General features: G+C 61.5%; 22 protein-coding genes. 16 read left to right on the top strand and 6 right to left on the bottom strand.

All coding sequences use genetic code 11. The features are described 5' to 3' along the window. Nucleotides 1–106 precede the first annotated feature (106 nt). Nucleotides 107–1,009, bottom strand: a complete 903-nt coding sequence (gene rsxB / locus NA29_RS15390; RefSeq protein WP_039399345.1) for an electron transport complex subunit RsxB — start codon at nt 1,007–1,009, stop codon at nt 107–109. A gap of 104 nt (nt 1,010–1,113) precedes the next feature. Between rsxB and NA29_RS15385 the strand changes: the two genes are divergently transcribed. Continuing rightward, the gene (locus NA29_RS15385; protein WP_039399343.1) at nt 1,114–1,752 is read left to right on the top strand and encodes a TetR/AcrR family transcriptional regulator; all 639 of its coding nucleotides are present in this window, start codon (nt 1,114–1,116) and stop codon (nt 1,750–1,752) included. A 117-nt stretch (nt 1,753–1,869) separates the two neighbouring features. Here NA29_RS15385 and NA29_RS15380 read toward each other — a convergent pair whose 3' ends face one another. Next, on the bottom strand, nt 1,870–3,111 hold the full coding sequence (locus NA29_RS15380) for a polyhydroxyalkanoate depolymerase (protein WP_039399341.1): 1,242 nt from the start codon (nt 3,109–3,111) through the stop codon (nt 1,870–1,872). Nucleotides 3,112–3,356: 245 nt separating this feature from the next. Continuing rightward, nucleotides 3,357–4,556: an amino acid aminotransferase gene (locus tag NA29_RS15375; protein WP_039399339.1), complete on the bottom strand. Its 1,200-nt coding sequence runs from the start codon at nt 4,554–4,556 to the stop codon at nt 3,357–3,359. A 338-nt stretch (nt 4,557–4,894) separates the two neighbouring features. Here NA29_RS15375 and uvrB point away from each other — a divergent pair, with 338 nt between their 5' ends. From uvrB to iscX, 12 genes are all read left to right on the top strand, one after another. Beyond that, nucleotides 4,895–6,982, top strand: coding sequence for an excinuclease ABC subunit UvrB (gene uvrB, locus NA29_RS15370; protein ID WP_039399337.1), 2,088 nt, complete (start codon nt 4,895–4,897; stop codon nt 6,980–6,982). Nucleotides 6,983–7,037: 55 nt separating this feature from the next. Then, nucleotides 7,038–7,514 (top strand): low molecular weight protein-tyrosine-phosphatase, encoded by a 477-nt coding sequence (locus NA29_RS15365; RefSeq protein WP_039399335.1) that lies wholly within the window; start codon nt 7,038–7,040, stop codon nt 7,512–7,514. 216 nt (nt 7,515–7,730) lie between these two features. Then, the gene (locus NA29_RS15360) at nt 7,731–9,839 is read left to right on the top strand and encodes a site-specific recombinase (RefSeq protein WP_039399333.1); all 2,109 of its coding nucleotides are present in this window, start codon (nt 7,731–7,733) and stop codon (nt 9,837–9,839) included. A 116-nt stretch (nt 9,840–9,955) separates the two neighbouring features. Next, nucleotides 9,956–10,483 (top strand): Fe-S cluster assembly transcriptional regulator IscR, encoded by a 528-nt coding sequence (gene iscR, locus NA29_RS15355; protein ID WP_039399331.1) that lies wholly within the window; start codon nt 9,956–9,958, stop codon nt 10,481–10,483. Between the two features lie 31 nt (nt 10,484–10,514). Then, complete coding sequence (locus tag NA29_RS15350) at nt 10,515–11,738, top strand: IscS subfamily cysteine desulfurase (RefSeq protein ID WP_039399329.1); 1,224 nt, start codon at nt 10,515–10,517, stop codon at nt 11,736–11,738. 18 nt (nt 11,739–11,756) lie between these two features. Then, complete coding sequence (gene iscU, locus NA29_RS15345; RefSeq protein ID WP_039399327.1) at nt 11,757–12,164, top strand: Fe-S cluster assembly scaffold IscU; 408 nt, start codon at nt 11,757–11,759, stop codon at nt 12,162–12,164. A 29-nt stretch (nt 12,165–12,193) separates the two neighbouring features. Beyond that, on the top strand, nt 12,194–12,517 hold the full coding sequence (gene iscA, locus NA29_RS15340; protein WP_039399326.1) for an iron-sulfur cluster assembly protein IscA: 324 nt from the start codon (nt 12,194–12,196) through the stop codon (nt 12,515–12,517). Further along, on the top strand, nt 12,498–12,728 hold the full coding sequence (locus NA29_RS15335; protein ID WP_167370900.1) for a DUF3565 domain-containing protein: 231 nt from the start codon (nt 12,498–12,500) through the stop codon (nt 12,726–12,728). Before iscA ends, NA29_RS15335 begins: the two co-directional genes overlap by 20 nt. A gap of 94 nt (nt 12,729–12,822) precedes the next feature. Next, nucleotides 12,823–13,353: a Fe-S protein assembly co-chaperone HscB gene (hscB, locus tag NA29_RS15330; RefSeq protein WP_039399324.1), complete on the top strand. Its 531-nt coding sequence runs from the start codon at nt 12,823–12,825 to the stop codon at nt 13,351–13,353. An 86-nt stretch (nt 13,354–13,439) separates the two neighbouring features. After that, entirely contained in the window at nt 13,440–15,317 is a 1,878-nt protein-coding gene (gene hscA / locus NA29_RS15325; RefSeq protein ID WP_039399321.1) for a Fe-S protein assembly chaperone HscA, read from the top strand. A 22-nt stretch (nt 15,318–15,339) separates the two neighbouring features. Beyond that, a complete protein-coding gene (fdx, locus tag NA29_RS15320; protein WP_039399319.1) occupies nt 15,340–15,681 on the top strand; it encodes an ISC system 2Fe-2S type ferredoxin in 342 nt (113 codons plus the stop codon). 50 nt (nt 15,682–15,731) lie between these two features. Continuing rightward, on the top strand, nt 15,732–15,926 hold the full coding sequence (iscX, locus tag NA29_RS15315; protein WP_039399317.1) for a Fe-S cluster assembly protein IscX: 195 nt from the start codon (nt 15,732–15,734) through the stop codon (nt 15,924–15,926). A gap of 132 nt (nt 15,927–16,058) precedes the next feature. Here iscX and NA29_RS15310 read toward each other — a convergent pair whose 3' ends face one another. Further along, nucleotides 16,059–16,754, bottom strand: a complete 696-nt coding sequence (locus NA29_RS15310) for a glycine zipper 2TM domain-containing protein (RefSeq protein WP_039399315.1) — start codon at nt 16,752–16,754, stop codon at nt 16,059–16,061. A 384-nt stretch (nt 16,755–17,138) separates the two neighbouring features. On the opposite strand from NA29_RS15310, the gene NA29_RS15305 reads away from it, so the two are divergent. From NA29_RS15305 to NA29_RS15295, 3 genes are all read left to right on the top strand, one after another. Further along, nucleotides 17,139–18,317: a glycosyltransferase family 87 protein gene (locus tag NA29_RS15305; RefSeq protein ID WP_150777395.1), complete on the top strand. Its 1,179-nt coding sequence runs from the start codon at nt 17,139–17,141 to the stop codon at nt 18,315–18,317. Between the two features lie 60 nt (nt 18,318–18,377). After that, entirely contained in the window at nt 18,378–18,980 is a 603-nt protein-coding gene (locus tag NA29_RS15300; protein ID WP_039399313.1) for a hypothetical protein, read from the top strand. A gap of 341 nt (nt 18,981–19,321) precedes the next feature. Further along, nucleotides 19,322–20,221, top strand: coding sequence for a hypothetical protein (locus tag NA29_RS15295; RefSeq protein ID WP_150777394.1), 900 nt, complete (start codon nt 19,322–19,324; stop codon nt 20,219–20,221). Between the two features lie 115 nt (nt 20,222–20,336). On the opposite strand, the gene lysS is transcribed toward NA29_RS15295, so the two are convergent. Next, on the bottom strand, nt 20,337–21,881 hold the full coding sequence (lysS, locus tag NA29_RS15290; RefSeq protein ID WP_039399309.1) for a lysine--tRNA ligase: 1,545 nt from the start codon (nt 21,879–21,881) through the stop codon (nt 20,337–20,339). Nucleotides 21,882–21,897: 16 nt separating this feature from the next. Next, on the bottom strand, nt 21,898–22,377 hold the full coding sequence (locus NA29_RS15285) for an Ivy family c-type lysozyme inhibitor (RefSeq protein WP_052252973.1): 480 nt from the start codon (nt 22,375–22,377) through the stop codon (nt 21,898–21,900). Nucleotide 22,378: the final 1 nt, after the last annotated feature.

The raw sequence follows: 22,378 nt of genomic DNA, 5'->3' as shown, positions 1-22,378 counted from the left end.
CGTGGCGTTTGTCTTGTATCGGGGGACGCTGGGAAACCCATCTGTGGCCGGTCAGCCGTTTGTTCGAAGCGTCCGGGCTTCGCAGTGCTTACAAATGGGCGCTATATCAATCGTTGTCTTTGGCGTTGTCGGTGCCGGGAGTGGCGCTGCGTGCGTCAAGTCCTAGCCGCTTACGGCGAGCTTCCGCTTCGTCGATCTGTGCCTGGACGGCCGCAGACACGTTCTCGGTGTTCTTGGGGCCTAGTCCTTCGGCGGCCAACGCGGCCTTCTTCTGGCGAGCCCGTTCGAGCGCCGCTTGAATGATGGCTTGTTTGCGCGCCGCAGCCGTTGCCGCTGCGTCGGCGGCGGGCGCTGCGTCTGTGGTTTCATCATTCGAAACCGACGATGCCTCCGTGTGAGGTGCCGCGACCTGCGGCTGGACGTTCTCAGCGGTGGGCGCGCTTTGCGGTCCCGGTGCAACGCGCGCAGCGCGTGCCGCGAGACGGGCTTCCCGTTGCGCCTTTTCCTTCTCCAGACGGGCCTGATGGGCCTCAAAGTGTGTGCGAGCCTCGTCGGCTTGCGCTTGCGACCAGGCGTCCCATCCGGTGCGCTCCCCGGTCACCGGCACCATGTCGATGCAGTCGACGGGGCAGGGGGGGACGCAGAGATCGCAGCCCGTACAGCGATCTTCGATGACCGTATGCATCAATTTGGCCGCGCCGACTATGGCGTCGACCGGGCAGGCCTGAATGCACAAGGTGCAGCCGATGCAGAGTGATTCGTCGATCAATGCCCGGGGGCGCGGGCGTTCGACGCCGTTCTCCGGATTGAGTGCAATGACGGGACGGCCGAGCAGCCTAGCAAGGCGCTCGACACCTTCGGCGCCGCCCGGCGGGCATTGGTTATAGCTGGCTTGCCCGTTCGCGATAGCGTCGGCGTACGGACGGCATCCTGCGTAACCGCATTTGGTGCATTGCGTCTGGGGCAATAGGGCATCGATGCGCTGAGCGAGCGCGCTGACTTCGGACACGTCTTTTGTGGGGGATTCGGCGGAAACTAGAATTATCCTGCATTTTGCAGAAACACTGAAACCGTTGTGCCATAATTCCGCCCGATGAGAACGACCGGCCGATCATGACAACATCAGAAACCAAGATCAAACGTGACCCGGAACGCACCCGCCAGCGAATTCTTGCCGCTGCGATCGAGGAATTTGCGGAACGTGGTTCCAGTGGTGCTCGCGTGGACAGCATCGCGCGCCGAGCCGACATCAATGAGCGAATGCTCTATTACTACTTCGGCAACAAGGATCAGCTTTATCTGGCCGTGCTCGAAGAAGTCTATGGCGAATTCAATCGCGCGGAACACGCACTCAAGCTCGATCTGCTTGCGCCGCTCGACGCTGTGGCCGAACTCGCCCACTTCGTGTGGGATTACTACGCCGATCACCCGGAGTTGATCCAGCTCATCAATAACGAAAATCTGCACGAAGCCAAGTCGATGCGTCAGTCGACGGAAATTCGTCAACAGGTCTCGCCGATCGTAGAGCTGCTCGCGCAGACGCTCAAGCGCGGGCAGGCCAGTGGCGAAATTCGTCAGGGCGTCGATCCGGTCGATCTGTACGTGACGATCTCGGCGATGGGCTATTACGTGATGTCGAATCGACATACGCTTTCCATTGTGATGGGGCGTGACGTCATGAGCGACGAGTCGAGAAAGACGTACTCGTCCTTCAATACGCAGATGCTGCTGGATTCGCTTCGCACGCGTTGAGCGGACGGCCGCGATCTGCGGCGTTCAATCGAACCGAAGGCCACAAAACGAAACCGCCGCGAGAGCCAATGCCCTCGCGGCGGTTTTCGTATGTCCGTCGGAATTAGCGAATGACGGTCAGGCGTTCTTCGCGATGAAGTCGCGAATCTGCGGATAGATCACGTTACGCCAGCGGCTACCGGAGAAAATCCCGTAGTGCCCGCACTGCGGCGCGGTGAAATGCGCGCGGCGTTTGGCCGGGATGCCGGTGCAAAGCTCATGCGCGGCTTGCGTTTGCCCACTACCGGAGATGTCGTCCAACTCGCCTTCGATGGTGAAAAGCGCCGTGGTCTTGATGTCCTGCGGACGCACGCGCTGACCGGCCACATCCCACGTACCGCTCGCAAGGCTGAAGTCCTGGAAAACGGTCTTGATGGTGTCGAGATAGTACTCGGCCGCCATATCCAGCACTGCGTTGTACTCATCGTAAAAGCGGCGGTGCGAGTCGGCATCGTCGCTGTCGCCGCGCATCAGATCCAGATAGAAGTCCCAGTGTGACTTCAGATGGCGGTCCGGATTCATGGCGACGAAGCCCGCGTGCTGCAGGAAGCCCGGATACACGAGGCGTCCGGCGCCGGGGTAGTTCGGAGGCACCGCATGAATCACGTGGTTCTCGAACCATTCGTACGACTTGTTCGTCGCGAGCGAGTTGACCGACGTCGGGCTCTTGCGAGCGTCGATCGGGCCACCCATCATCGTCATGGTCTTGGGTGTCTTCTCGCCGTTCGACGCCATCAGCGAGATCGCGCCGAGCACAGGTACCGTCGGCTGGCAGACCGAAATGACGTGCAGGTTTTCAGCGCCGATGTGGCGGATGAATTCCTGGATGTACGCAACGTAGTCGTCCAGATGGAACGACCCCGCATCGAGCGGCACCATACGTGCATCGACCCAGTCGGTGATGTACACCTTGTGGTCCTTAAGCAATGTAGAGACGGTGTCGCGCAGCAACGTAGCGTGGTGACCCGAGAGCGGGGCCACGACCAGCACGACCGGGTCGTCCTTGAGTTGCCCCACGGCGCTCGCGTCGTCCGCGTATCGCTTGAAACGCAGCAGACGGCAGAACGGCTTCTCCATCGCGGTCATTTCCACGACCGGAATGTTGTGACCGTCCACTTCGACTGCCTTGATGTTGAATTCGGGCTTTTCGTAGTCCTTGCCAAGCCGGTAGAGCAATTCGTATCCGGCGGCAATGCGGGGCGCACCCGGCATCATGGCAAGCAGGCTGCCCGGGTTGACGAAAGTCGTCGCCGCCGCCTTTGCCCACGTGGTGAGAGGATTCAGCCACGCGCGGTTGTACTCATGAATCTGATACAGCATGTTGTGTGCCCTGAGGCGGATGATGGGGGAATTATGCAACCGTTTATCGCGGGTGTGCAACGCAGCATAACCCTGATATATGGCATTTCTGCATCAGATCGATAGTCTTAGCTTATTCCTGTCATTGTTATTAACTATCGTTGCTGCAATGCAACAATTCGAGATGCAAAAAAAGCCCGCTGGTAGGCGGGCTTTTCTTTCGCAACGGTGGCCGCAATCATTGACTGCGGCAAACCGTCAATCGATCAGCGCAGCACTTGCGCGATGGCGGACGCCACAGTGTCGATGTTCTTGTCGTTGAGTGCGGCCACGCAGATGCGGCCGGTGCTCACGGCGTAGATGCCGAACTCTTCGCGCAGACGCTCGACCTGATCGGCCGTCAGGCCGGAGTACGAGAACATGCCGCGCTGCTTGATCACGAACGAGAAGTCGCGCTCCACACCGTGGGCACGCAGCTTTTCGACCAACGCCAGACGCATCGCGCGGATACGCTCACGCATTTCGGCGAGCTCTTCTTCCCACAGGGCACGCAGTTCGGCGTTGCCCAGCACGGCGGCGACGACCGAGCCGCCGTGCGTCGGCGGGTTCGAGTAGTTGGTGCGGATCACGCGCTTGAGCTGCGAGAGCACGCGGGTCGATTCGTCCTTGCTGCCCGTCACGATCGACAGGGCGCCAACGCGTTCGCCGTAGAGCGAGAACGACTTGGAGAACGAGCTCGAAACGAAGAAGTTCAGGCCGGTGGAGGCGAACAGGCGCACCACGGCGGCGTCGGCGTCGATGCCGTCACCGAAGCCCTGATAGGCGATATCGAGGAACGGCACCAGCTTGCGGGCCTTCACGACTTCCACAACTTGCGCCCACTGATCCATCGTGAGATCGACGCCGGTCGGGTTGTGGCAGCAAGCGTGCAGCACAACGATCGTGCCTTCCGGTTCCTTGCCGAGCATGTCCAGCATGCCAGCGATGTTCACGCCGTGCGATTCGGCGTCGTAGTACGGATACGACACGACGTTAAAGCCAGCCGTCGTGAACAGGGCACGGTGGTTTTCCCAGCTCGGATCGCTGATGGCGACCGTGGCGTTCGGATTCAGTTGCTTCAGGAAATCGGCGCCAATCTTCAGTGCGCCCGTACCGCCCAGTGCCTGAGCGGTGATCACGCGGCCTTCGGCCAGCACCGGCGATTCCTTGCCGAACAGCATTTCCTGGACGGCCTTGTCGTACGCAGCAATGCCTTCGATCGGCAGATAGCCGCGCGGCAGGCCGGCCGCCACACGTTGTTCTTCCGCTGCCTTCACGGCCTTGAGCAGGGGCAGTTTGCCTTCTGCATTGAAATACACGCCAACACCCAGATTCACCTTATTGGTGCGGTGATCGGCGTTGTAGGCTTCGTTCAGACCAAGAATGGGGTCGCGCGGGGCGAGTTCGACAGCGGAAAAGAGGGTCATTTCGACGGCTCGAGGCAGGTAGTAGGAAAATGCAGCGGGTCGGCCGCAACTTACGCAGGTTCGGCCCAGCGGGGTATTTTAGCGAAGATTACCCGCGCTTGTGGTAAACACCGGCCCGCTGCACACGAATTCGTGCCTTTTCGGCACGAAAACTGCCACGCAATGCCAGAATTTGACGAAATCGGCGGGTACGCGACTCGTGAGTGCGTCCTGCAGGCCACGTCTGCGTTACCTGGGGCGGCCCAATGGGATAGGGGATAGCTGTCACCCATCGGACTCAGGGAATTGTCCGACGCGCTAGAATGCCAGATTACGTCCCTCATGCTCGCGCCCCCGCCATGACCCCTGCGGCTGAAACCGATTTCGACGAAAGCAAGTTCCTGACGTTCCCCGACTCGCCTTACCAGCTCTATTGTCCGTTTCCTGCGGCAGGCGATCAGCCCACAGCCATCACCCAGTTGACCGAGGGGATCGACGACGGGCTCGCGTTTCAGACGCTGCTGGGCGTGACCGGCTCGGGCAAGACGTTCACTATGGCGAATGTGATTGCCCGTATGGGACGTCCGGCCATCGTGTTCGCTCCAAACAAAACCCTGGCGGCACAGTTGTATTCCGAGTTTCGTGAATTCTTCCCGCGAAATGCGGTGGAGTACTTCGTCTCGTACTACGACTATTACCAGCCGGAAGCGTATGTGCCGCAGCGCGATCTCTTCATCGAGAAGGACTCGTCGGTCAACGAGCACATTGAGCAGATGCGGTTGTCGGCGACGAAAAGCCTGCTGGAACGCCGCGATGTGGTGATCGTCGCGACGGTGTCCGCCATCTACGGTATCGGGAATCCGAGCGAGTACCACCAGATGATCCTGACCGTGCGTCAGGGCGACAAGCTGGGGCAACGCGAGATCATCGCAAGACTGATCGCGATGCAGTACACGCGTAACGAGACGGACTTCGGGCGCGGCACCTTCCGTGTGCGCGGCGACACCATCGACATCTTCCCGGCGGAACACGCCGAGCTGGCGTTGCGCGTGGAGTTGTTCGACGACGAAGTCGACTCGCTGCAACTCTTCGATCCGCTCACAGGGCGCGTGCGTCAGAAGGTGCCGCGATTCACGGTGTATCCGTCCTCACATTACGTGACCCCGCGAGATACGGTGCTGCGCGCGATCGAAACGATCAAGGACGAACTTCGCGAGCGGCTCGACTTCTTCTATAAGGAAGGCAAGCTGGTCGAAGCGCAACGCCTCGAACAGCGTACCCGCTTCGATCTGGAGATGTTGCAGGAGTTGGGGTTCTGCAAAGGCATCGAAAACTACTCGCGACATTTGTCGGGCGCAGCGCCCGGCGAGCCGCCGCCTACGCTCGTTGACTATTTGCCACCGGACGCGTTGATGTTCCTCGACGAGTCCCACGTGCTCATCGGCCAGTTCAACGGCATGTACAACGGCGACCGGGCGCGCAAGGAAAACCTGGTCAACTACGGCTTCCGTTTGCCGTCGGCGCTGGATAATCGTCCACTGAAGTTTGCCGAGTACGAACGCAAAATGCGTCAGGCCATCTTCGTCTCCGCGACGCCCGCAGATTACGAGGCCAAGCGTACCGGGCAGATTGTGGAGCAGGTGGTGCGTCCGACCGGGCTGATCGATCCGACGATCGATGTGCGTCCCGCCCGTACGCAGGTGGATGATGTGCTCTCGGAAATCAATAAGCGCGTAGCGGTGGGCGAGCGCGTGCTCGTAACGACGCTCACGAAGCGAATGGCCGAGCAATTGACCGAGTACTTATCGGATAACGGCGTGAAGGTCCGTTATCTGCACAGCGATATCGATACCGTTGAACGCGTAGAAATCATCCGTGACCTGCGTTTGGGCGCGTTCGACGTACTCGTCGGCATCAACTTGCTGCGCGAGGGGCTGGATATTCCGGAAGTGTCGCTGGTTGCGATTCTGGATGCGGACAAGGAGGGCTTCCTTCGCGCCGAGCGTTCGTTGATTCAGACGATCGGGCGGGCCGCGCGTAACGTGAACGGTACCGCCATCTTGTACGCAGACAAGATGACCGAGTCGATGAAGCGGGCGATCAGCGAGACGGAGCGTCGTCGCGCTAAGCAGATGGCGCACAACGAGGCGCATGGGATTGTGCCGCAGGGCGTGAAGAAGCGCATCAAGGACATCATCGACGGTGTCTACGATCCGGAAGACGCCAAGGCGGAAATGGCGGAGGCCAAAGAGCAGGCCCACTATCAGGACATGTCCGAGAAGCAACTGGCTCGCGAGATCAAGAAGCTCGAAAAGCAGATGCAGGAACATGCACGCAACCTGGAGTTCGAAAAGGCGGCAAAGGTGCGGGACCAACTGCTGCACGTCAAGGCGCTGGTGTTCGGTACCGATGGTGCCAGCGAAGCGGAATTGGGGCCGAAGGCCTGAAGATGATGGCGGCGAGGCCCATCGATGCCTCGCGCCTGCGATGGATTGAATCCAAATGAAGAAAACTTCCGTCTTGTTCGTCTGCATGGGTAACATCTGCCGCTCCCCGAGTGCCGATGGGATCTTTCGCGATCGACTCGCCAAAGCGGGATTGTCCGACCTCATTGAGGTCGATTCGGCTGGGACGCACAGTTATCACATCGGTCACGCCCCGGACGAACGCACGCAGGCGGCGGCCGAGCGGCGCGGCTACGATCTGAGTGCACTGCGGGCGCGTCGCGTAGAGGCGAGCGATTTCGAGCGCTTTGAATGGATCGTGGCCATGGACAACGCGAACGTCGCGGAGCTCACGGCACGCAGCCCCGCAGCGTTTCGTCACAAGATCGTCCGGTTGATGGATTTTGCGACGCATCATGACGCCACTGAAGTGCCCGATCCCTATTACGGCGGCGCGCAAGGGTTTGAGACGGTGCTCGACTATATTGAAGACGGTCTCGACGGTCTGCTCGTGCGTTTGGGACAGGCCGACTGACCGGTTGTCGGCGCGCGTATCCTCGTGGGGAAATGGCGTATGCGTCGTGATCGGTGATGAGATCGCTTCGCGAGCTGCCCCAACAAGGCTATCATTCGGCCCTCTTTGACGGGATGAGGCCGGGCAGTGCGATTCGTTGTACGCCAGAAGTGCCAGTGACTCCCGTGCCCCTTCTTCTGTCGCTGACGCTGTAGCTGACTACGCACTTTCCGACCCATGTTCAATTCGCTCACTTTGTACTGGCGCAAGTGGCGCGCCTCGCGCCATGCCGGCCATCAACTCGACGAACTGCTCGCGCACGCGGATCCGGCAGCGCCGCTGGCCGTACGCAATCAATGGTTGATCGAGTTGGCGCATTGGGTGCAAAAGCGCGGCGCGATTGTCAACGAAGTGCGCGGGGAAGGGGAGGCCGCTCGATACCGGCCGCACACGCGCCTACGCTACTTGCTGCAAATGCTGGAGCGCAATCCACAGTGGCGGCTGTCGGTTGCACGCACGCTGCGTAGCGTCGTCAACGAGAGCGACGCCATATCGCTGCTTTGCGACACTGGTATGCCGGTGAGGCCCGGTTTTTGGGGTGCGTTGGCCGAGCGCATCGAAAAAGCTCTGATTCCGCCGCCGCCAACGCGACGGGACCTCTCGGCGTTGTGTTCCCTGATGTTTCCCGACGGAGATGCGGCCGACTGGATCGCTGCGTTGCCCGCCGAGTTGCTGGGCGATCTGATTGCGCTGCTTCATCACGGCGAGGCGGACGACGCCGATGTTGACTGGAATCCGTTCGCCGAGGATCTGCTCGCCGCGATGCACCACCTTGTCGACCAGATCGCATCGACGGGACTGTCGCAGGCGGTGCGCTCGCGACTTTCGTATTCCCGCGCCACCGATTCGCCGTTTTACCGGCTCGGACGCGCAATGCAGGCGCTTGAGGATGCAGGTCAGGAGTTCGCGCACGGTGCGCCGCAGTCGCAATTGTTCGTGCAGCAGATCAACTTATTTCGCGCGCTGCTGGACGACTGTGGTCGCGCGGTGCGTGACGTGTATGCGCACCTCGACGAGAACGGTGTCAGCGTCGATATCGTGTTTCAGGTCGAGCGAGCCAAGGCCCGGATTCGTCGTCTCGAGCGCTTGCTGGAGGCGTGGCTGACCCACGGGGATCGCGGTGATAAGGCCGTAGCGCGCGTGCAGTTGCTGGCGGATCTGGTGAGAGCCAACCGCGCGAGCCAAAGCGTGGGCGAACTGGCGCGAACGTCATTCGGCTTGCTGGCGCGCAAGGTTGTCGAACGCAGTGCGGAGACCGGCGAGCATTACATCGCGCGAAATCGCAGCGAGTATTTTTCGATGCTGAAGATGGCCTGTGGCGGCGGATTGGTGACGGTCGTGACCGTCTACATCAAGTTCATGATTGCCGGGGCCCACTTTCCGACCGTTGTCGAGGGTTTCTTTGCCGGGGCCAACTACGCGTTGTGCTTCCTGTTCATGCACTTTTGCCACTTCACGCTGGCGACCAAGCAACCGGCCATGACCGCGCCGGCCATCGCCAGCAAGCTCGACGACGTCGATACGCCGGCGGGGATGGATGCTTTCGTCGGTGAGGTGATTGCGCTGGTGCGTACCCAGGCGGCAGCCATCTTTGGCAATCTGGCGATGGTCTTCCCGTTCTGCCTATTGGTGCAGTGGGCGGTGTCCGCGGCACTTGGCGCGAACACCATCTCACCGGAAAAGGCGCACGCTACGCTGAATTCGTTCTCGATTCTTGGGGTGACGCCGTTCTTTGCGGCGCTGACCGGCGTGCTGTTGTGGTGCTCCAGCCTTATTTCCGGCTGGGCTGACAATTGGTTCGCCTTGCATGGCATTGGTGACGTCCTTGCGTACAACCGCCGCCTGCGTTTCGTTTTTGGACGTCAGGGCGCAGCGCGCCTCGCCGACTGGTGTCGACGCCACATTGCGCCGGTGCTGGGCAATCTCATGCTTGGCTTCATGCTGGGACTCGTGCCGGCCGTGCTGACAGCATTTGCTTTGCCGTTCGAGGTCCGTCACGTGACGCTGTCGACAGGGGCGATTGCAACCTCGATCGGCGTATTGGGCGGTTCGGTGTTTCACGACCCGGCGCTGTGGCTGGCGTTCGCCGGTGTGGCGGTGATGGGGCTGCTCAACGTCGGTGTCAGTTTTGCGTTAGCATTCCACATGGCGCTTCGATCGCGTCCACTGCGATTGGGTGACCGTCGGCAGATCCATCGCGCCATCTGGCGCGCCGTGCTGCGCAATCCCCTGGTGCTGCTATTTCCTCTGGGCTCGCCCAGGTCGGAAGCTTGTCCCGAAAAATAAGAAATTTCACAAGCGGACGAGGGAACTTCCGCAAAAAATGGGCCAGAAGTACTTGACTAAATTCGTAGGGAATTTATACTTGACGAAAATAGTCGAGATTAATCCCCTGCATCATCATGAGACTTACCACGAAAGGCCGTTTCGCCGTCACGGCGATGATCGACCTGGCTATGCGCCAGGACGCGGGTCCCGTGACGCTTGCGGGCATTAGTCAGCGTCAGCGAATTTCGCTCTCTTATCTGGAGCAACTGTTCGGGAAGCTTCGCCGCCACGAAATCGTGGAGAGCGTGCGCGGTCCGGGCGGTGGTTACAGTCTTGCGCGCCGCGCAGAAGAGGTGACGGTCGCCGACATCATCATTGCGGTCGACGAACCGCTCGACGCCACACAGTGCGGAAGCAAAGGCAATTGCGAGAAGGGCCAGGACGGCCATCGCGGCCACTGCATGACGCATGAGCTGTGGGCGACACTCAACCAGAAGATGGTTGAGTATCTCGATTCCGTTTCCCTGCGTGACCTCGTCGAGCAGCAGCGCAGCAAGCAGGCCCAACAGGCCGTGCTGCGCGACACGCGTGAGTCTGGCAACAACAACCAGACGATGACGACGCGTATCCCCAATTCGGTCTTTGATATGGCCCGTTCATAACAGGCGCCACGGCACGATCCTGGAGCACCCCATGAAAAACGACACCCTCAACCTCCCCATCTACATGGATTACAGCGCCACGACGCCGATTGACCCGCGCGTCGTGGACAAGATGTTGCCCTACCTGCGCGAGCAGTTCGGCAACCCGGCATCGCGCAGCCACTCGTTCGGCTGGGCCGCGGAGCAGGCGGTGGAAGAGGCACGCGAGGAAGTCGCCAAGCTGGTGAACGCCGATCCGCGCGAAATCGTGTGGACGTCGGGCGCGACCGAGTCGAATAACCTCGCCATCAAGGGCGCGGCACACTTCTATCAGGGCAAGGGCAAGCACCTCATCACCGTGAAGACCGAGCACAAGGCTGTGCTCGACACGATGCGTGAGCTGGAGCGCGAAGGCTTCGAAGTGACCTATCTGGACGTCAAGGACGACGGCCTGCTGGATCTGGAAGTGTTCAAGGCGGCGCTGCGTCCGGACACGATTCTCGTGTCGATCATGGCCGTGAACAACGAGATCGGCGTGATTCAGGACATCGCTACGCTCGGCGAGATCTGCCGCGAGAAGGGGATCATTTTCCACGTCGACGCTGCGCAAGCGACTGGCAAGATGCCGATCGATCTGGCGGCACTGAAGGTCGACCTGATGTCGTTCTCGGCACACAAGACGTACGGCCCGAAGGGCATCGGCGCACTGTACGTGCGTCGCAAGCCGCGCGTGCGTATCGAAGCACAGATTCACGGTGGCGGTCATGAACGCGGCATGCGCTCGGGTACGCTCGCTACGCACCAGATCGTCGGCATGGGCGAGGCGTTCCGTCTGGCCCGTGAAGAGATGGCTGTCGAGAACGAGCGCGTGCGTATGCTGCGCGACCGTCTGCTGAAGGGCCTGACGGAGATGGAAGAAGTGTATGTGAACGGCGACATGGAACAACGTGTCCCGCACAACCTGAACATCAGCTTCAATTTTGTCGAAGGCGAGTCGCTGATCATGGCGATCAAGGATGTGGCGGTGTCGTCGGGTTCGGCGTGCACGTCGGCCTCGCTCGAGCCTTCGTACGTACTGCGCGCTCTGGGCCGCAACGACGAACTGGCGCACAGCTCGATTCGCTTCACGGTGGGTCGTTTCACGACCGAGCAGGAGGTCGACTACGTGGTCGAACTGCTTAAGAGCAAGATCGGCAAGCTGCGCGATCTTTCGCCGCTGTGGGAAATGTACAAGGACGGGGTCGATCTCAATTCGATCCAATGGGCCGCACACTGAGTATTCAAGGAGTTAGCCATGTCGTACAGCAAGGAAGTTCTGGATCACTACGAAAACCCGCGTAACGTCGGTTCGTTCGAGAAGGGCGACGACGCCGTTGGTACGGGCATGGTCGGCGCACCGGCCTGTGGCGACGTGATGAAGCTGCAGATCCGCGTGAACGAAGCCGGCGTGATCGAAGACGCCAAGTTCAAAACCTACGGTTGCGGCTCGGCGATTGCTTCGTCGTCGCTGGTGACCGAGTGGGTCAAGGGCAAGACGCTGGATCAGGCGCTCGAAATCAAGAACACCGAAATCGCGCAAGAACTGGCCCTGCCGCCGGTGAAGATTCACTGCTCGATTCTGGCCGAAGACGCCATCAAGGCGGCTGTGGCCGACTACAAGCAGAAGCACGGCCAGTCGGCCGATGCGGCTCAGGCTGCCTAAGCAGCGCGACGAATAAGGAAACAGGCAAGATGGCCGTTACATTGACCGAGAAGGCCGCGCAGCACGTTACGCGTTATTTGACGCGGCGCGGCAAGGGCGTGGGCCTGCGGCTGGGCGTGAAGACGACCGGCTGCTCGGGCCTGGCCTACAAGCTGGAGTACGCCGACGACGTGGCGGGCGAGGACACGGTCTTCGAAAGCCACGGCGTGAAGGTGATCGTCGATCCGAAGAGTCTGCCGTACATCGATGGCACCGAGCTGGACTTCGCGCGCGAAGGCCTGAACGAAGGATTCCGCTTCAACAATCCGAACGTCAAGGACGAGTGCGGCTGCGGTGAGTCGTTCCGCGTCTGACGCGGCACCGCTGCGCAAGATCACCGGTTTTCGGCAAGACGACGAAGGCCAGTGGGTCGCGCGACTCGCGTGCGGGCATGGGCAACATGTCCGGCATCTCCCTCCGTGGCAGATCCGGACATGGACGCAAAGCCCGGAAGGCCGCGAGGCGATGCTGGGCAGCGAGTTGCCGTGCCGCAAATGCGAGCGTGGCGAGCCAGTCGACGAGTGATGCAAGGTCGGTCTGGCGAGCGGGGCGTAGTAGCGTAGGCAACAAGGCGGCGCGAGCCGCTTTTTTTACGGGTCGAATGTAGGCCCGGAGCGCGATGAGTGCATTGACTGACAACTATTTCACGCTGTTCGATCTGCCGCAGGGCTTCGCGCTCGATGCCGAAGCGCTGGAGGCGGCCTATCGTGCGGTGCAATCGCGCGTGCATCCGGACCGGTTCGCAAGTGCGAGCGATGCAGAGCGTCGCGTGGCCATGCAATGGGCCGCGCAGGCGAATGCGGCATACCGCACGCTGCGTGATCCGTTACAGCGCGCGACTTATTTGCTGACGTTGCAGGGCATCGACGTGGGCGCGGAGAACAATACCGCGATGGCCCCCGATTTCCTGATGCAGCAGATGGAGTGGCGCGAAGCGATCGACGACGCCGTCGCTGCTCGCAATATTGGCGCACTAGACGCGCTTGCCAGGTCCTTGCGCGACGATCGTCGCGTGCGGCTGACGAAGCTGGGCGACTGGCTCGACAGCGCGGCCTGGCAGCCTGCGGCGGAAGCCGTGCGGCAATTGATGTTCATTGCGCGCGCTGAGGAAGATATCGCGCAGCGCATCGAAATGCTGGAAAACGCGTGACGGCCCGGTGCGGCGCCGTCACATGTCATTGAGAACTGCTTGAGAACAGGGTGGACGCGCTCACGCGTCGCCCGCATTGCAAAGTCATGGCCCTTCTGCAAATTTCCGAACCCGGCATGTCCCCCGCGCCGCACCAGCGGCGACTCGCCGTGGGCATCGACCTGGGCACGACGCACTCGCTCGTGGCCTCCGTGCGCAGCGGCGTGGCCGAAGTCCTCCCCGACGATCAGGGCCGCGTGTTGCTGCCGTCCGTCGTCCGTTATCTGGGCGGTCACCGCACGCAGATCGGGTACGACGCCAAGACGGCTGCCGCCACCGATCCGCGCAACACCATTGTCTCCGTCAAGCGATTCATGGGCCGTGGTCTCGCGGACGTCGCACACGCAGACAACGCCCCGTACGATTTCGTCGATGCCCCGGGCATGGTGCAGATGAACACTGCAGGTGGCGTGAAGAGCCCGGTGGAAGTGTCCGCCGAGATTCTCGCGACGCTGCGTCAGCGTGCCGAAGATACCCTTGGCGACGATCTCGTCGGCGCTGTGATCACGGTGCCCGCGTACTTCGACGACGCGCAACGGCAGGCGACCAAGGACGCCGCGCGTCTGGCCGGTCTCAATGTCCTGCGCCTGCTCAACGAACCGACGGCGGCTGCGATTGCGTACGGTCTGGACAACGCAGCGGAAGGACTGTACGCAGTCTACGACCTCGGTGGTGGCACGTTCGACATCTCGGTCCTTCGTCTGACGAAGGGGGTGTTCGAAGTGCTCGCGGCTGGCGGCGATTCGGCGCTGGGTGGCGACGACTTTGACCAGGCCATCTACCGCTGGGCAGTGCAGAGCGCTGGTATCGAAACAGCGTCGCTGACGCCTGAAGACGTACGCAGTTTGTTGGATCACGCACGTACCGTGAAGGAAGCGCTCACGGATGCCGAGCAAGCGACCCTCAGCGTGACGTTGTCCGGGGACCGCAACATGTCGTTGGAACTCACGCGTGAGCAGTTCACTGCGCTGGGTGCCCCGCTCGTGCAACGCACGATCGGCCCGATGCGCAAGGCGCTGCGTGACGCGGGAATGGGACCGGAAGACGTCAAGGGCGTTGTCCTTGTGGGCGGCGCGACGCGCATGCCGCAAGTGCGGGCGGCTGTGGCGAGCTTCTTCGGACGTGAACCGCTGGTCGACCTCGACCCGGATCAAGTCGTTGCACTGGGTGCCGCCGTGCAGGCGAATCTGCTGGCCGGCAACCAGGCCGAAGGCGACGACTGGCTGCTGCTCGACGTGATTCCGCTCTCGCTCGGTGTCGAGACCATGGGCGGCCTGGTCGAAAAGATCATTCCGCGTAACGCCACGATTCCGGTGGCCCGCGCGCAAGAATTCACGACGTTCAAGGACGGTCAGACGGCCATGGCCATTCACGTGCTGCAAGGCGAACGTGAGTTGGTATCGGACTGCCGTTCGCTGGCGCGCTTCGAGTTGCGCGGCATTCCGCCGATGACGGCCGGTGCGGCACGCATTCGTGTCACCTATCAGGTCGACGCTGACGGTTTGCTGTCTGTCTTCGCGCAGGAAATGCACTCCGGCGTGGCGGCATCCATCGAAGTCAAGCCGTCCTACGGACTGGCCGACGAGGACATCTCGCGCATGTTGCAGGACAGCTTCGGCTCGGCCGAGCAAGACATGCGTGCACGCGCGCTGCGTGAGCAACAGGTAGAAGCCGAACGTCTTCTGGTCGCCATCGACAGCGCGCTGCAAGCTGACCCGGAACTGCTTAATGCCGAGGAGCGTACGCAGATCGACGGGCTGCTGGCCGACCTGCGTCAGAAGGCTGGCGGCGACGATCAGGTCGCCATCAAGACGGCCACCGAAACGCTTTCGCACGCCACCGACGAGTTCGCCGCGCGCCGCATGGACAAGAGTATCCGTGCCGCGCTGGCAGGCCGACGCGTCGCGGATATCGACAAACTGTAAGACACACACGGAATTCAAAGCCATGCCGCAAATCGTTGTATTGCCTCACGTCGAGTTGTGCCCGGAGGGCGCTGTGCTGGAGGTTGCACCGGGCACGTCCGTGTGCCGTGCGCTGCTCGATAACCACATCGAGATCGAGCATGCCTGCGAGCTGTCGTGCGCCTGTACGACGTGCCACGTCATCGTGCGCGAAGGTTTCGAATCGCTGGAAGCTGCGGAAGACGAAGAGGAAGATCTGCTCGACAAGGCCTGGGGTCTGGAGCCGACGTCACGCCTGTCGTGCCAGACGTTGATGCCCGACGACACCGATCTGGTCGTCGAAATTCCGAAGTACACGATCAACCACGCCAAGGAAAATCACTGATCGACGCCGTCAGGCCTCGCGCAGTGACGAGATAACAAAGGAGCCTTCCCATGAAATGGACCGACAGCCTGGAAATCGCGATTGCGCTCACTGAAGCGCATCCCGATGTTGACCCGCAATATGTGCGGTTCACCGACTTGCATAAGTGGGTGGTCGCGCTCGATGGTTTCGACGATGCACCGGATCGTTCCGGCGAGAAGATCCTGGAAGCCATTCAACTGGCATGGATCGACGAAGCCGACTGAGTCGGAATGTCGTGAGAGACGAAAGGATGCGCAGTAAGTCATCGCATCCCAAAACAAAAGCCGCTCAGGAGAGCGGCTTTTGTTTTTCTGCGAGACGAATTCACGTACGGGCGGCGACATGCCGCCGAAGCCTTAGCTCGCGCGTACGAGTCCGTTGTTTTCCAGACGCACGCGGTCACCCGGTTGCACGCCAGGAGCGGACTGATAGGTCCAGTAGCGCGTCTTGCCGGTATCCATGCGGACGTAGACGCGATACACGGTGTCGGAGCGCACACGCTTTTCGACTTCGTTACCGGCCAACCCCCCGCCGAGCGCACCGACCACCGTCATTGCCGTACGGCCATTACCCGCGCCGAATTGATTGCCGAGCAGACCACCGGCCACGGCGCCGCCCACGGCACCCAAGCCCGAGGCGTGGCCTTCCGTGCGGATCGGCTGCACCGATTGCACCGTACCGCACGTAGAGCAAGCCGCGGCTTGTTGTTGTGTCGGTTGTGCCTGTTGTGCCGGTGCTGCCGTTTGTTGCGCATAGGAGGGCTGCGGCGCCGGCGCGCGCTCGGCGGCTTGTTGCTGCGTCGCGTACTGCGCTTGCTGCTGCGCGGCCGTCGTGGACGGTTGTGATTGCGATTGTGCCGAGAGCGACGGCGGTTGCGGCGACGTCAGCGCATATTGCGAACTATTACCCGACGTCGCGGGGCCGTCCGTACTCTTGGCCACGGGCAGCACGCCGGTAATGGCGGCGACGCCCAGCAGGCTGACTACGACGATACTGCCGGCAGCGGCAGCGACCAAAGGATGCATGCGGCGCGGTTGCAGATCGTTATCCATGTTGTTTTCTCCATCGTGCGGTAAGTGCGAATCCCCTTCTGCGTGCTGGCGTGCACGGGCGATGTCGCATGAGAAAAGTTTCCGTCACGGCAAGCGCGGCATCCGTTTCATTTTGTAACGCGATGTAAGATGTGCATCGCTGCGACGCGTATCGATGGGCCTTCGGGGTTGTCCTAAGGTGATGAAATATATGAATATTTTCTTCTTGTGACAGCGCGTGCCCTATAAGACTGACGGGGCTCACTTAACAAAAGAAACAAGTCGTGGGGGAGGCGGGACGTGAATCGACAGACGGTGACGTCAAGTAGAGCAGTCAGGCAACGAAGCAAGGCTTCGGGGGCTGCCACGTTGTCACGCGGGGTCGTCATCGCAGCCGTCGTCGTCATGCTGGTGCAATGGCTTGCACTGGGTGCGTGGGCCATTAGTTGGTTGACGAGCGATGGCGGTGGCGAGAACAGCATGCCCCCGCTCGGACACGATCTGCGTGTCTATTGGACAGTGTCCTGGATGACGACGCATCTCGGCGCGATGGCGGCATTTCACCCGGACACGTTCGACGCTGCACAACGCCAGTTCTTTCCTGCATACACCGAACTTGGGCATTGGCTCTACCCCCCTACCTTCCAATGGCTGATCCAACCCCTCTCGTGGTTACCTTATCCGTGGACTTACGCGATATACGTCGCTGTGAGCATCGCGTTGTTTGCATTGGCGGTGATGCAATGGCGACGATTGGCCGGTTGGCCTTGGCCCGTGGTGATGGCTTTTCCCGGCCTTTGGGTGGCTGTGCTTGTCGGTCAGAACTCCATCCTTACTCTGTTGCTGATGAGCGTCGCACTCACTCAGTCGAGTGTGCGCCCGTTGCTGGCGGGCGTATGCGCTGGTTTGCTCGTCATCAAGCCGCAATTCGCGCTGCTGTTGCCGTTGTGGTGGCTATGCGGCAAACAGTGGCGAGCGCTAGGCACGATGGTGCTCACCGGGGGCGTTTGCTGCGTCCTCTCGCTGCTGTGGGGCGGATGGGCATTGTGGGAGGCATTTTTTGCAGCGGTGGCAACGTTCAATGCAGCGGTCGTCCAGCAGGGCGCGGGCGACATCTGGCACGCAATGCCTACGGTGTTTGCGATGGCGCGATTGCAGGGCGCGACGCTGCCTACGGCGTACGTGGTGTACGGACTCGTAGCAGTACCGTCCGTGCTCTTCACGGCGTGGTTGTGGGTGAGACAGGCACCGCTGCCGCTGCGCGTGGCTGCTGCCATGATCGCCACGCTTCTCATCCAGCCGTACTTGCTCTATTACGAGCTTGCGTGGTTGATCGTGCCATTGCTATGCCTCGCTGTGCCGATAGATCCGGCGCCGTCAGGTTCGCATCATGCCGATGTGCCGCAAGGGCCGTGGAAAACGGTGGATGACTTGCTTCGGACCGTCGCCTGGGGGTTGCCGCTACAGGCGTATCTCGCTGTGCTGTGGACGCCGATGGGGCAGTGGGGCGTGTGGATACTGCCAGCGTTAATGCTACTGATCGTGATGCGCGCGCGTCGATGGACGTATCGGCGTCTGACATGACGCGCGCATAATGGCACGCATTGTCTGTGAACGTCATCCCCATCGACCTGTCCCACCGTCATGATCGATACGCTACCTGCTCTTGAAACGCCGCTCGATGCGGCTTGCCATCCGCATATCTATCCGTACGTCGTGCAACGCGCGTGGGTTGACGCGCACGATCCCGAGGGTGATGTCACGGAGCCATTTTCCGACGATGTCTTCGTCACGCTCGTGCTCGATAGCCCTACGGGACTTCGACGCCTTCACGGCAACGATCTGAAGGCGGCTGACCTGACCTTTGAAGCGATATTCGCGCAGGCGGCCTCCAATCTCTCGCGGGCATGGACCGCGCGTCACTTCGAATTTGGGATCGCGCGACTCGACGACGGGACGACGGTCGGAGGCTCGCGCGGCAACTGGATGGCGCCCGCCGGTGCGCTCGTGCTGGGCAACCTGTACCAGTCGATGGTGGAGCACTTCGAGACGACGGAATTTGCGGCCATCGCGGTGAACCGGACTTTCGTGGTGGCGTTTCCCACCGACACGAAGACGCTTTCGTCGCTCGCGCTGCGTCAGTTGATCGAAGGCGCATCGAACGGTGCGGTGCTCCCCATCTCGCGTAGCTGGTTGCGTCTCGACGGCGACTGGCCGTCCGCTTATCGCGGAAGTCCGGCTTTCTAAAAGCGGACTTTCGTATTGACTCGTTTCACATAGCGGCCGCTCGCGACCCCAAAACGTGACATCGACGGTTACCTAGACTCATTCACGGCACATTTCGCTGCCGTCACTGGAGACTACGTATGCCAGCCTTGCCATCGGTATCGAGCTACGCTGCAAGCGCCTTTGCTGCCCCCTCTCTCAACGCACTCGGAGGTGGGCTTCCCGCACTTTCGCCGATAACCTCCGAGCGATTGTCGAGCATTTCACTGGCGTCCGATTTCGAAGGCGCCCGCGTTCTACCTGCCGTCGTCGAGCCTGTAGTGCGCGCGCCGTGTCGGGCGCTGCTGCCGCGTGAAGCGCCCGTGGAGGTGCAGGTCGACGGGCGCACCATCATGCATTTGCATTCCGATCCGGATCGCGTGGCGTTCCTGAACGAGAATCGGGTCGGCGTGCTCTGGATGGAGATGCTCGATGCGACCCGTGGTGCGCACGGATGCCCCGCCGACGTTCGCGCGGGGGATGTGCCGTCGGATATTGCCGCCCGCATGTCGTGCTTGGGCGTCGGCTTGGCAGAGCTGCGGCGGAGCGACGCCGACCTGTCTTTGGAAGCGAATGCTGCGGCATCCACGCAGTCGCCTCGGGCGGCTGACCAAAAGGTGGACGTCAGTGAATTTGCCACCGTCGAGGCGCTATCGCTGCCGTCGGTGTACATCCGTGAGCCGGGGTTCGAGCCGGGAACGATGGCGGCGCTCGAGTACGATCTCGGATGGCGTGCGTTGGCCCCGTCCTGGCGTGTGGTCATGCCGATGATCGACGAATCCGTGTGGGCCGCGGATCCGAATACGGAGCTTTTTTGCGCTGTCGGGCGCGCCGTGCTGCCGCATCTTGCGACCCGGGCAGCGGGGGAGGTTGCGGACACTATCTGCGCGCGCATCGTGGCATTTCACATGCATGCGGGTGGGCTCGTCGACTGTCTGGCGAATGTGACCCGGTCGGTCGAGCGCATGGGGAAGGAGGGCGAGGCTGCAAGGGTAGCGGTGATCGAGATCAACGACTTTCTCGTCGCATGTGCGGGGACCGATTGGCGAAAATCGTTGGTTGGCCGGAAAGGGGAGGATGCGCTGACGCGCCGTCGGCAAACCTGCACAGAAGCAGTGACGCAAACGCCAACGACGGTGATGCCTTCGGAGGGGGAAACTACAAGCGAATCGGATAGCCCGGTGTCTGAAGACGACGGGCGGTCGTGGATCTCGCGCCGCTGACGTCGCGCCGGGCCATGAAAAAAGCCGCAGCCTCGGAAGGGATGCGGCTTTTTCTTTGCTGCGCGGTCTTAGCGAATCGTCGGCACGGAACACCACGCCGAACGATCAGCACCGATCAGTCTTCGCGGCGCAGGTGCGGGAACAGCAGCACGTCGCGAATGTTCGGGCTGTCGGTGAGCAGCATGATCAGGCGATCGATGCCGATGCCGCAGCCGCCCGTCGGGGGCATGCCGTACTCGAGTGCACGAATGTAGTCGGCATCGTAGTACATCGCTTCTTCGTCGCCAGCGTCCTTCTGCTCGACCTGTGCACGGAAGCGTGCGGCCTGATCTTCAGGATCGTTCAACTCCGAGAAACCGTTAGCGATTTCACGGCCCGTGATGAACAGTTCGAAGCGCTCGGTGATGCCCGGCAGCGTGTCCGAGGCGCGCGCCAGCGGCGAAACTTCCACCGGGTAATCGACGATGAACGTCGGTTCCCAGAGCTGGCTCTCGGCGGTCTCTTCGAACAGCGCCAGTTGCAGCGCGCCGAGGCCTGCGTTCTTGAACTGCGGGGCATCGACCTTCACGCCGTACTTGCCCAGCGCGCCACGCACGAAATCGATATCGGCGAGTTGCGCGTCGGTGTACTCCGGCGCGTACTTGCGGATCGCTTCGACGATCGTCAGGCGATGGAACGGCTTGGACAGGTCGAGTTCGCGGCCCTGATATTCGATCGTCGCGGTGCCGCGCGCGTCAATCGCGGCACGACGGATCAGCGCTTCAGTGAAGTCCATCAGCCAACGGTAATCCGTATAGGCCGCGTAGAACTCCATCATCGTGAATTCCGGATTGTGACGCGGCGAGACGCCTTCATTACGGAAGTTACGGTTGATTTCGAACACACGCTCGAAGCCGCCGACGATCAGGCGTTTCAAATACAGCTCAGGCGCGATACGCAGATACATCTGCATGTCGAGCGCATTGTGATGCGTGATGAACGGCTTGGCTGCCGCGCCCCCCGGGATCGGGTGCAGCATCGGCGTTTCGACTTCCATGAAGTCGGCGCTCGTCATGTACTGACGAATCGATGCGATGGCCTTCGCGCGGGCGCGGAAGGTGTTGCGCGTTTCTGGCGACGTAATCAGATCGACGTAGCGTTGACGGTACTTCGTTTCCTGATCGGCCAGACCGTGGAACTTGTCCGGCAGGGGGCGCAGCGCCTTGGCAAGCAATCGCAGTTCCTTGACCTTGACCGACAGTTCGCCAGTGCGGGTGCGGAACAGCGTACCGGTTGCCGCGATGATGTCGCCGATGTCCCAGCCCTTGAAGGCGGTCATCGATTCTGCACCGACGTCGTCGCGACCGATGAAGAACTGGATATGACTGCTGCCATCCTGCACGGTGGCGAAAGCGGCCTTGCCCATCACGCGCTTGAGCATCATGCGACCAGCCACCGACACGGCGATGGGCTCGGCCTCGAGCGCTTCGTTTTCCACGTCCTGATAGCGGGCTTGCAGATCGCCAGCGTGCTGTTCGGGACGGAAGTCGTTCGGGAACGCGATGCCGCCCGCGCGGATTGCCGTCAGCTTCTCGCGGCGCTCGGCGATGAGCTTGTTGTCGTCCTGCGGCAGGTCGTTGGCCTGATTGGCCGAGTCGGCCGGAGTGTTTTGATCGGTCATGATGCGAACGATGAAGTTATTCGGTAAAACGCAGCGTGTGGAGCAGCGCATTCTTGAGCGAGCCATCGGGCGCGCCCAGCCAGATCAGTTCGGTGCGATCCTGATGCGGGCTGGCATTGGCCGCAGCACTCGGGTCCCGCACAAACAGCGCCGCGATCGACTGCGAGCGCGGCTCATACAAAATGTGGACGTACTCGCTAGGGCAGTCGTGCGGCTTGCAGCTCTGCACCAGCAGCCAGGGCTTGCCGGCGACACTCACCCGTTGCGACGGCGTCGAGGTTCCCCCCTGACGCACCCACGCGGGCACATTGCGCGGTGCAACGATGCGTGCATAAGCGCCCGAAAAATCCGGGCGCTTGAGCAGTTCATGCAGATACGGCCCCGTCTCGGGACTCGCACCCGGTGCACCCGGCGTACTCGCCGGGGCAGCCACGGCGGCGCGCTGCAGACACAGCGCACTCACCACCCACACGGCTAGCGTGCGGACAAACGCCATT

This window comes from Pandoraea sputorum (genome assembly GCF_000814845.2).
Lineage (GTDB): Bacteria > Pseudomonadota > Gammaproteobacteria > Burkholderiales > Burkholderiaceae > Pandoraea > Pandoraea sputorum.
Note: the sequence above shows the minus strand (reverse complement) of the source record. Positions and strands in the feature narration are given on the sequence as shown.

What these genes read in the sequence shown, in the direction of transcription:
- NA29_RS15375 (WP_039399339.1), bottom strand. Translation starts at nt 4,556, where the DNA reads ATGACCCTCTTTTCCGCTGTCGAACTCGCCCCGCGCGACCCCATTCTT.
- fdx (WP_039399319.1), top strand. Translation starts at nt 15,340, where the DNA reads ATGCCGCAAATCGTTGTATTGCCTCACGTCGAGTTGTGCCCGGAGGGC.
- NA29_RS15365 (WP_039399335.1), top strand. Translation starts at nt 7,038, where the DNA reads ATGAAGAAAACTTCCGTCTTGTTCGTCTGCATGGGTAACATCTGCCGC.
- uvrB (WP_039399337.1), top strand. Translation starts at nt 4,895, where the DNA reads ATGACCCCTGCGGCTGAAACCGATTTCGACGAAAGCAAGTTCCTGACG.
- iscX (WP_039399317.1), top strand. Translation starts at nt 15,732, where the DNA reads ATGAAATGGACCGACAGCCTGGAAATCGCGATTGCGCTCACTGAAGCG.
- NA29_RS15310 (WP_039399315.1), bottom strand. Translation starts at nt 16,754, where the DNA reads ATGGATAACGATCTGCAACCGCGCCGCATGCATCCTTTGGTCGCTGCC.
- NA29_RS15305 (WP_150777395.1), top strand. Translation starts at nt 17,139, where the DNA reads ATGCTGGTGCAATGGCTTGCACTGGGTGCGTGGGCCATTAGTTGGTTG.
- NA29_RS15300 (WP_039399313.1), top strand. Translation starts at nt 18,378, where the DNA reads ATGATCGATACGCTACCTGCTCTTGAAACGCCGCTCGATGCGGCTTGC.
- iscA (WP_039399326.1), top strand. Translation starts at nt 12,194, where the DNA reads ATGGCCGTTACATTGACCGAGAAGGCCGCGCAGCACGTTACGCGTTAT.
- iscU (WP_039399327.1), top strand. Translation starts at nt 11,757, where the DNA reads ATGTCGTACAGCAAGGAAGTTCTGGATCACTACGAAAACCCGCGTAAC.
- hscB (WP_039399324.1), top strand. Translation starts at nt 12,823, where the DNA reads ATGAGTGCATTGACTGACAACTATTTCACGCTGTTCGATCTGCCGCAG.
- NA29_RS15360 (WP_039399333.1), top strand. Translation starts at nt 7,731, where the DNA reads ATGTTCAATTCGCTCACTTTGTACTGGCGCAAGTGGCGCGCCTCGCGC.
- NA29_RS15350 (WP_039399329.1), top strand. Translation starts at nt 10,515, where the DNA reads ATGAAAAACGACACCCTCAACCTCCCCATCTACATGGATTACAGCGCC.
- NA29_RS15385 (WP_039399343.1), top strand. Translation starts at nt 1,114, where the DNA reads ATGACAACATCAGAAACCAAGATCAAACGTGACCCGGAACGCACCCGC.
- iscR (WP_039399331.1), top strand. Translation starts at nt 9,956, where the DNA reads ATGAGACTTACCACGAAAGGCCGTTTCGCCGTCACGGCGATGATCGAC.
- hscA (WP_039399321.1), top strand. Translation starts at nt 13,440, where the DNA reads ATGGCCCTTCTGCAAATTTCCGAACCCGGCATGTCCCCCGCGCCGCAC.
- NA29_RS15380 (WP_039399341.1), bottom strand. Translation starts at nt 3,111, where the DNA reads ATGCTGTATCAGATTCATGAGTACAACCGCGCGTGGCTGAATCCTCTC.
- lysS (WP_039399309.1), bottom strand. Translation starts at nt 21,881, where the DNA reads ATGACCGATCAAAACACTCCGGCCGACTCGGCCAATCAGGCCAACGAC.
- NA29_RS15285 (WP_052252973.1), bottom strand. Translation starts at nt 22,377, where the DNA reads ATGGCGTTTGTCCGCACGCTAGCCGTGTGGGTGGTGAGTGCGCTGTGT.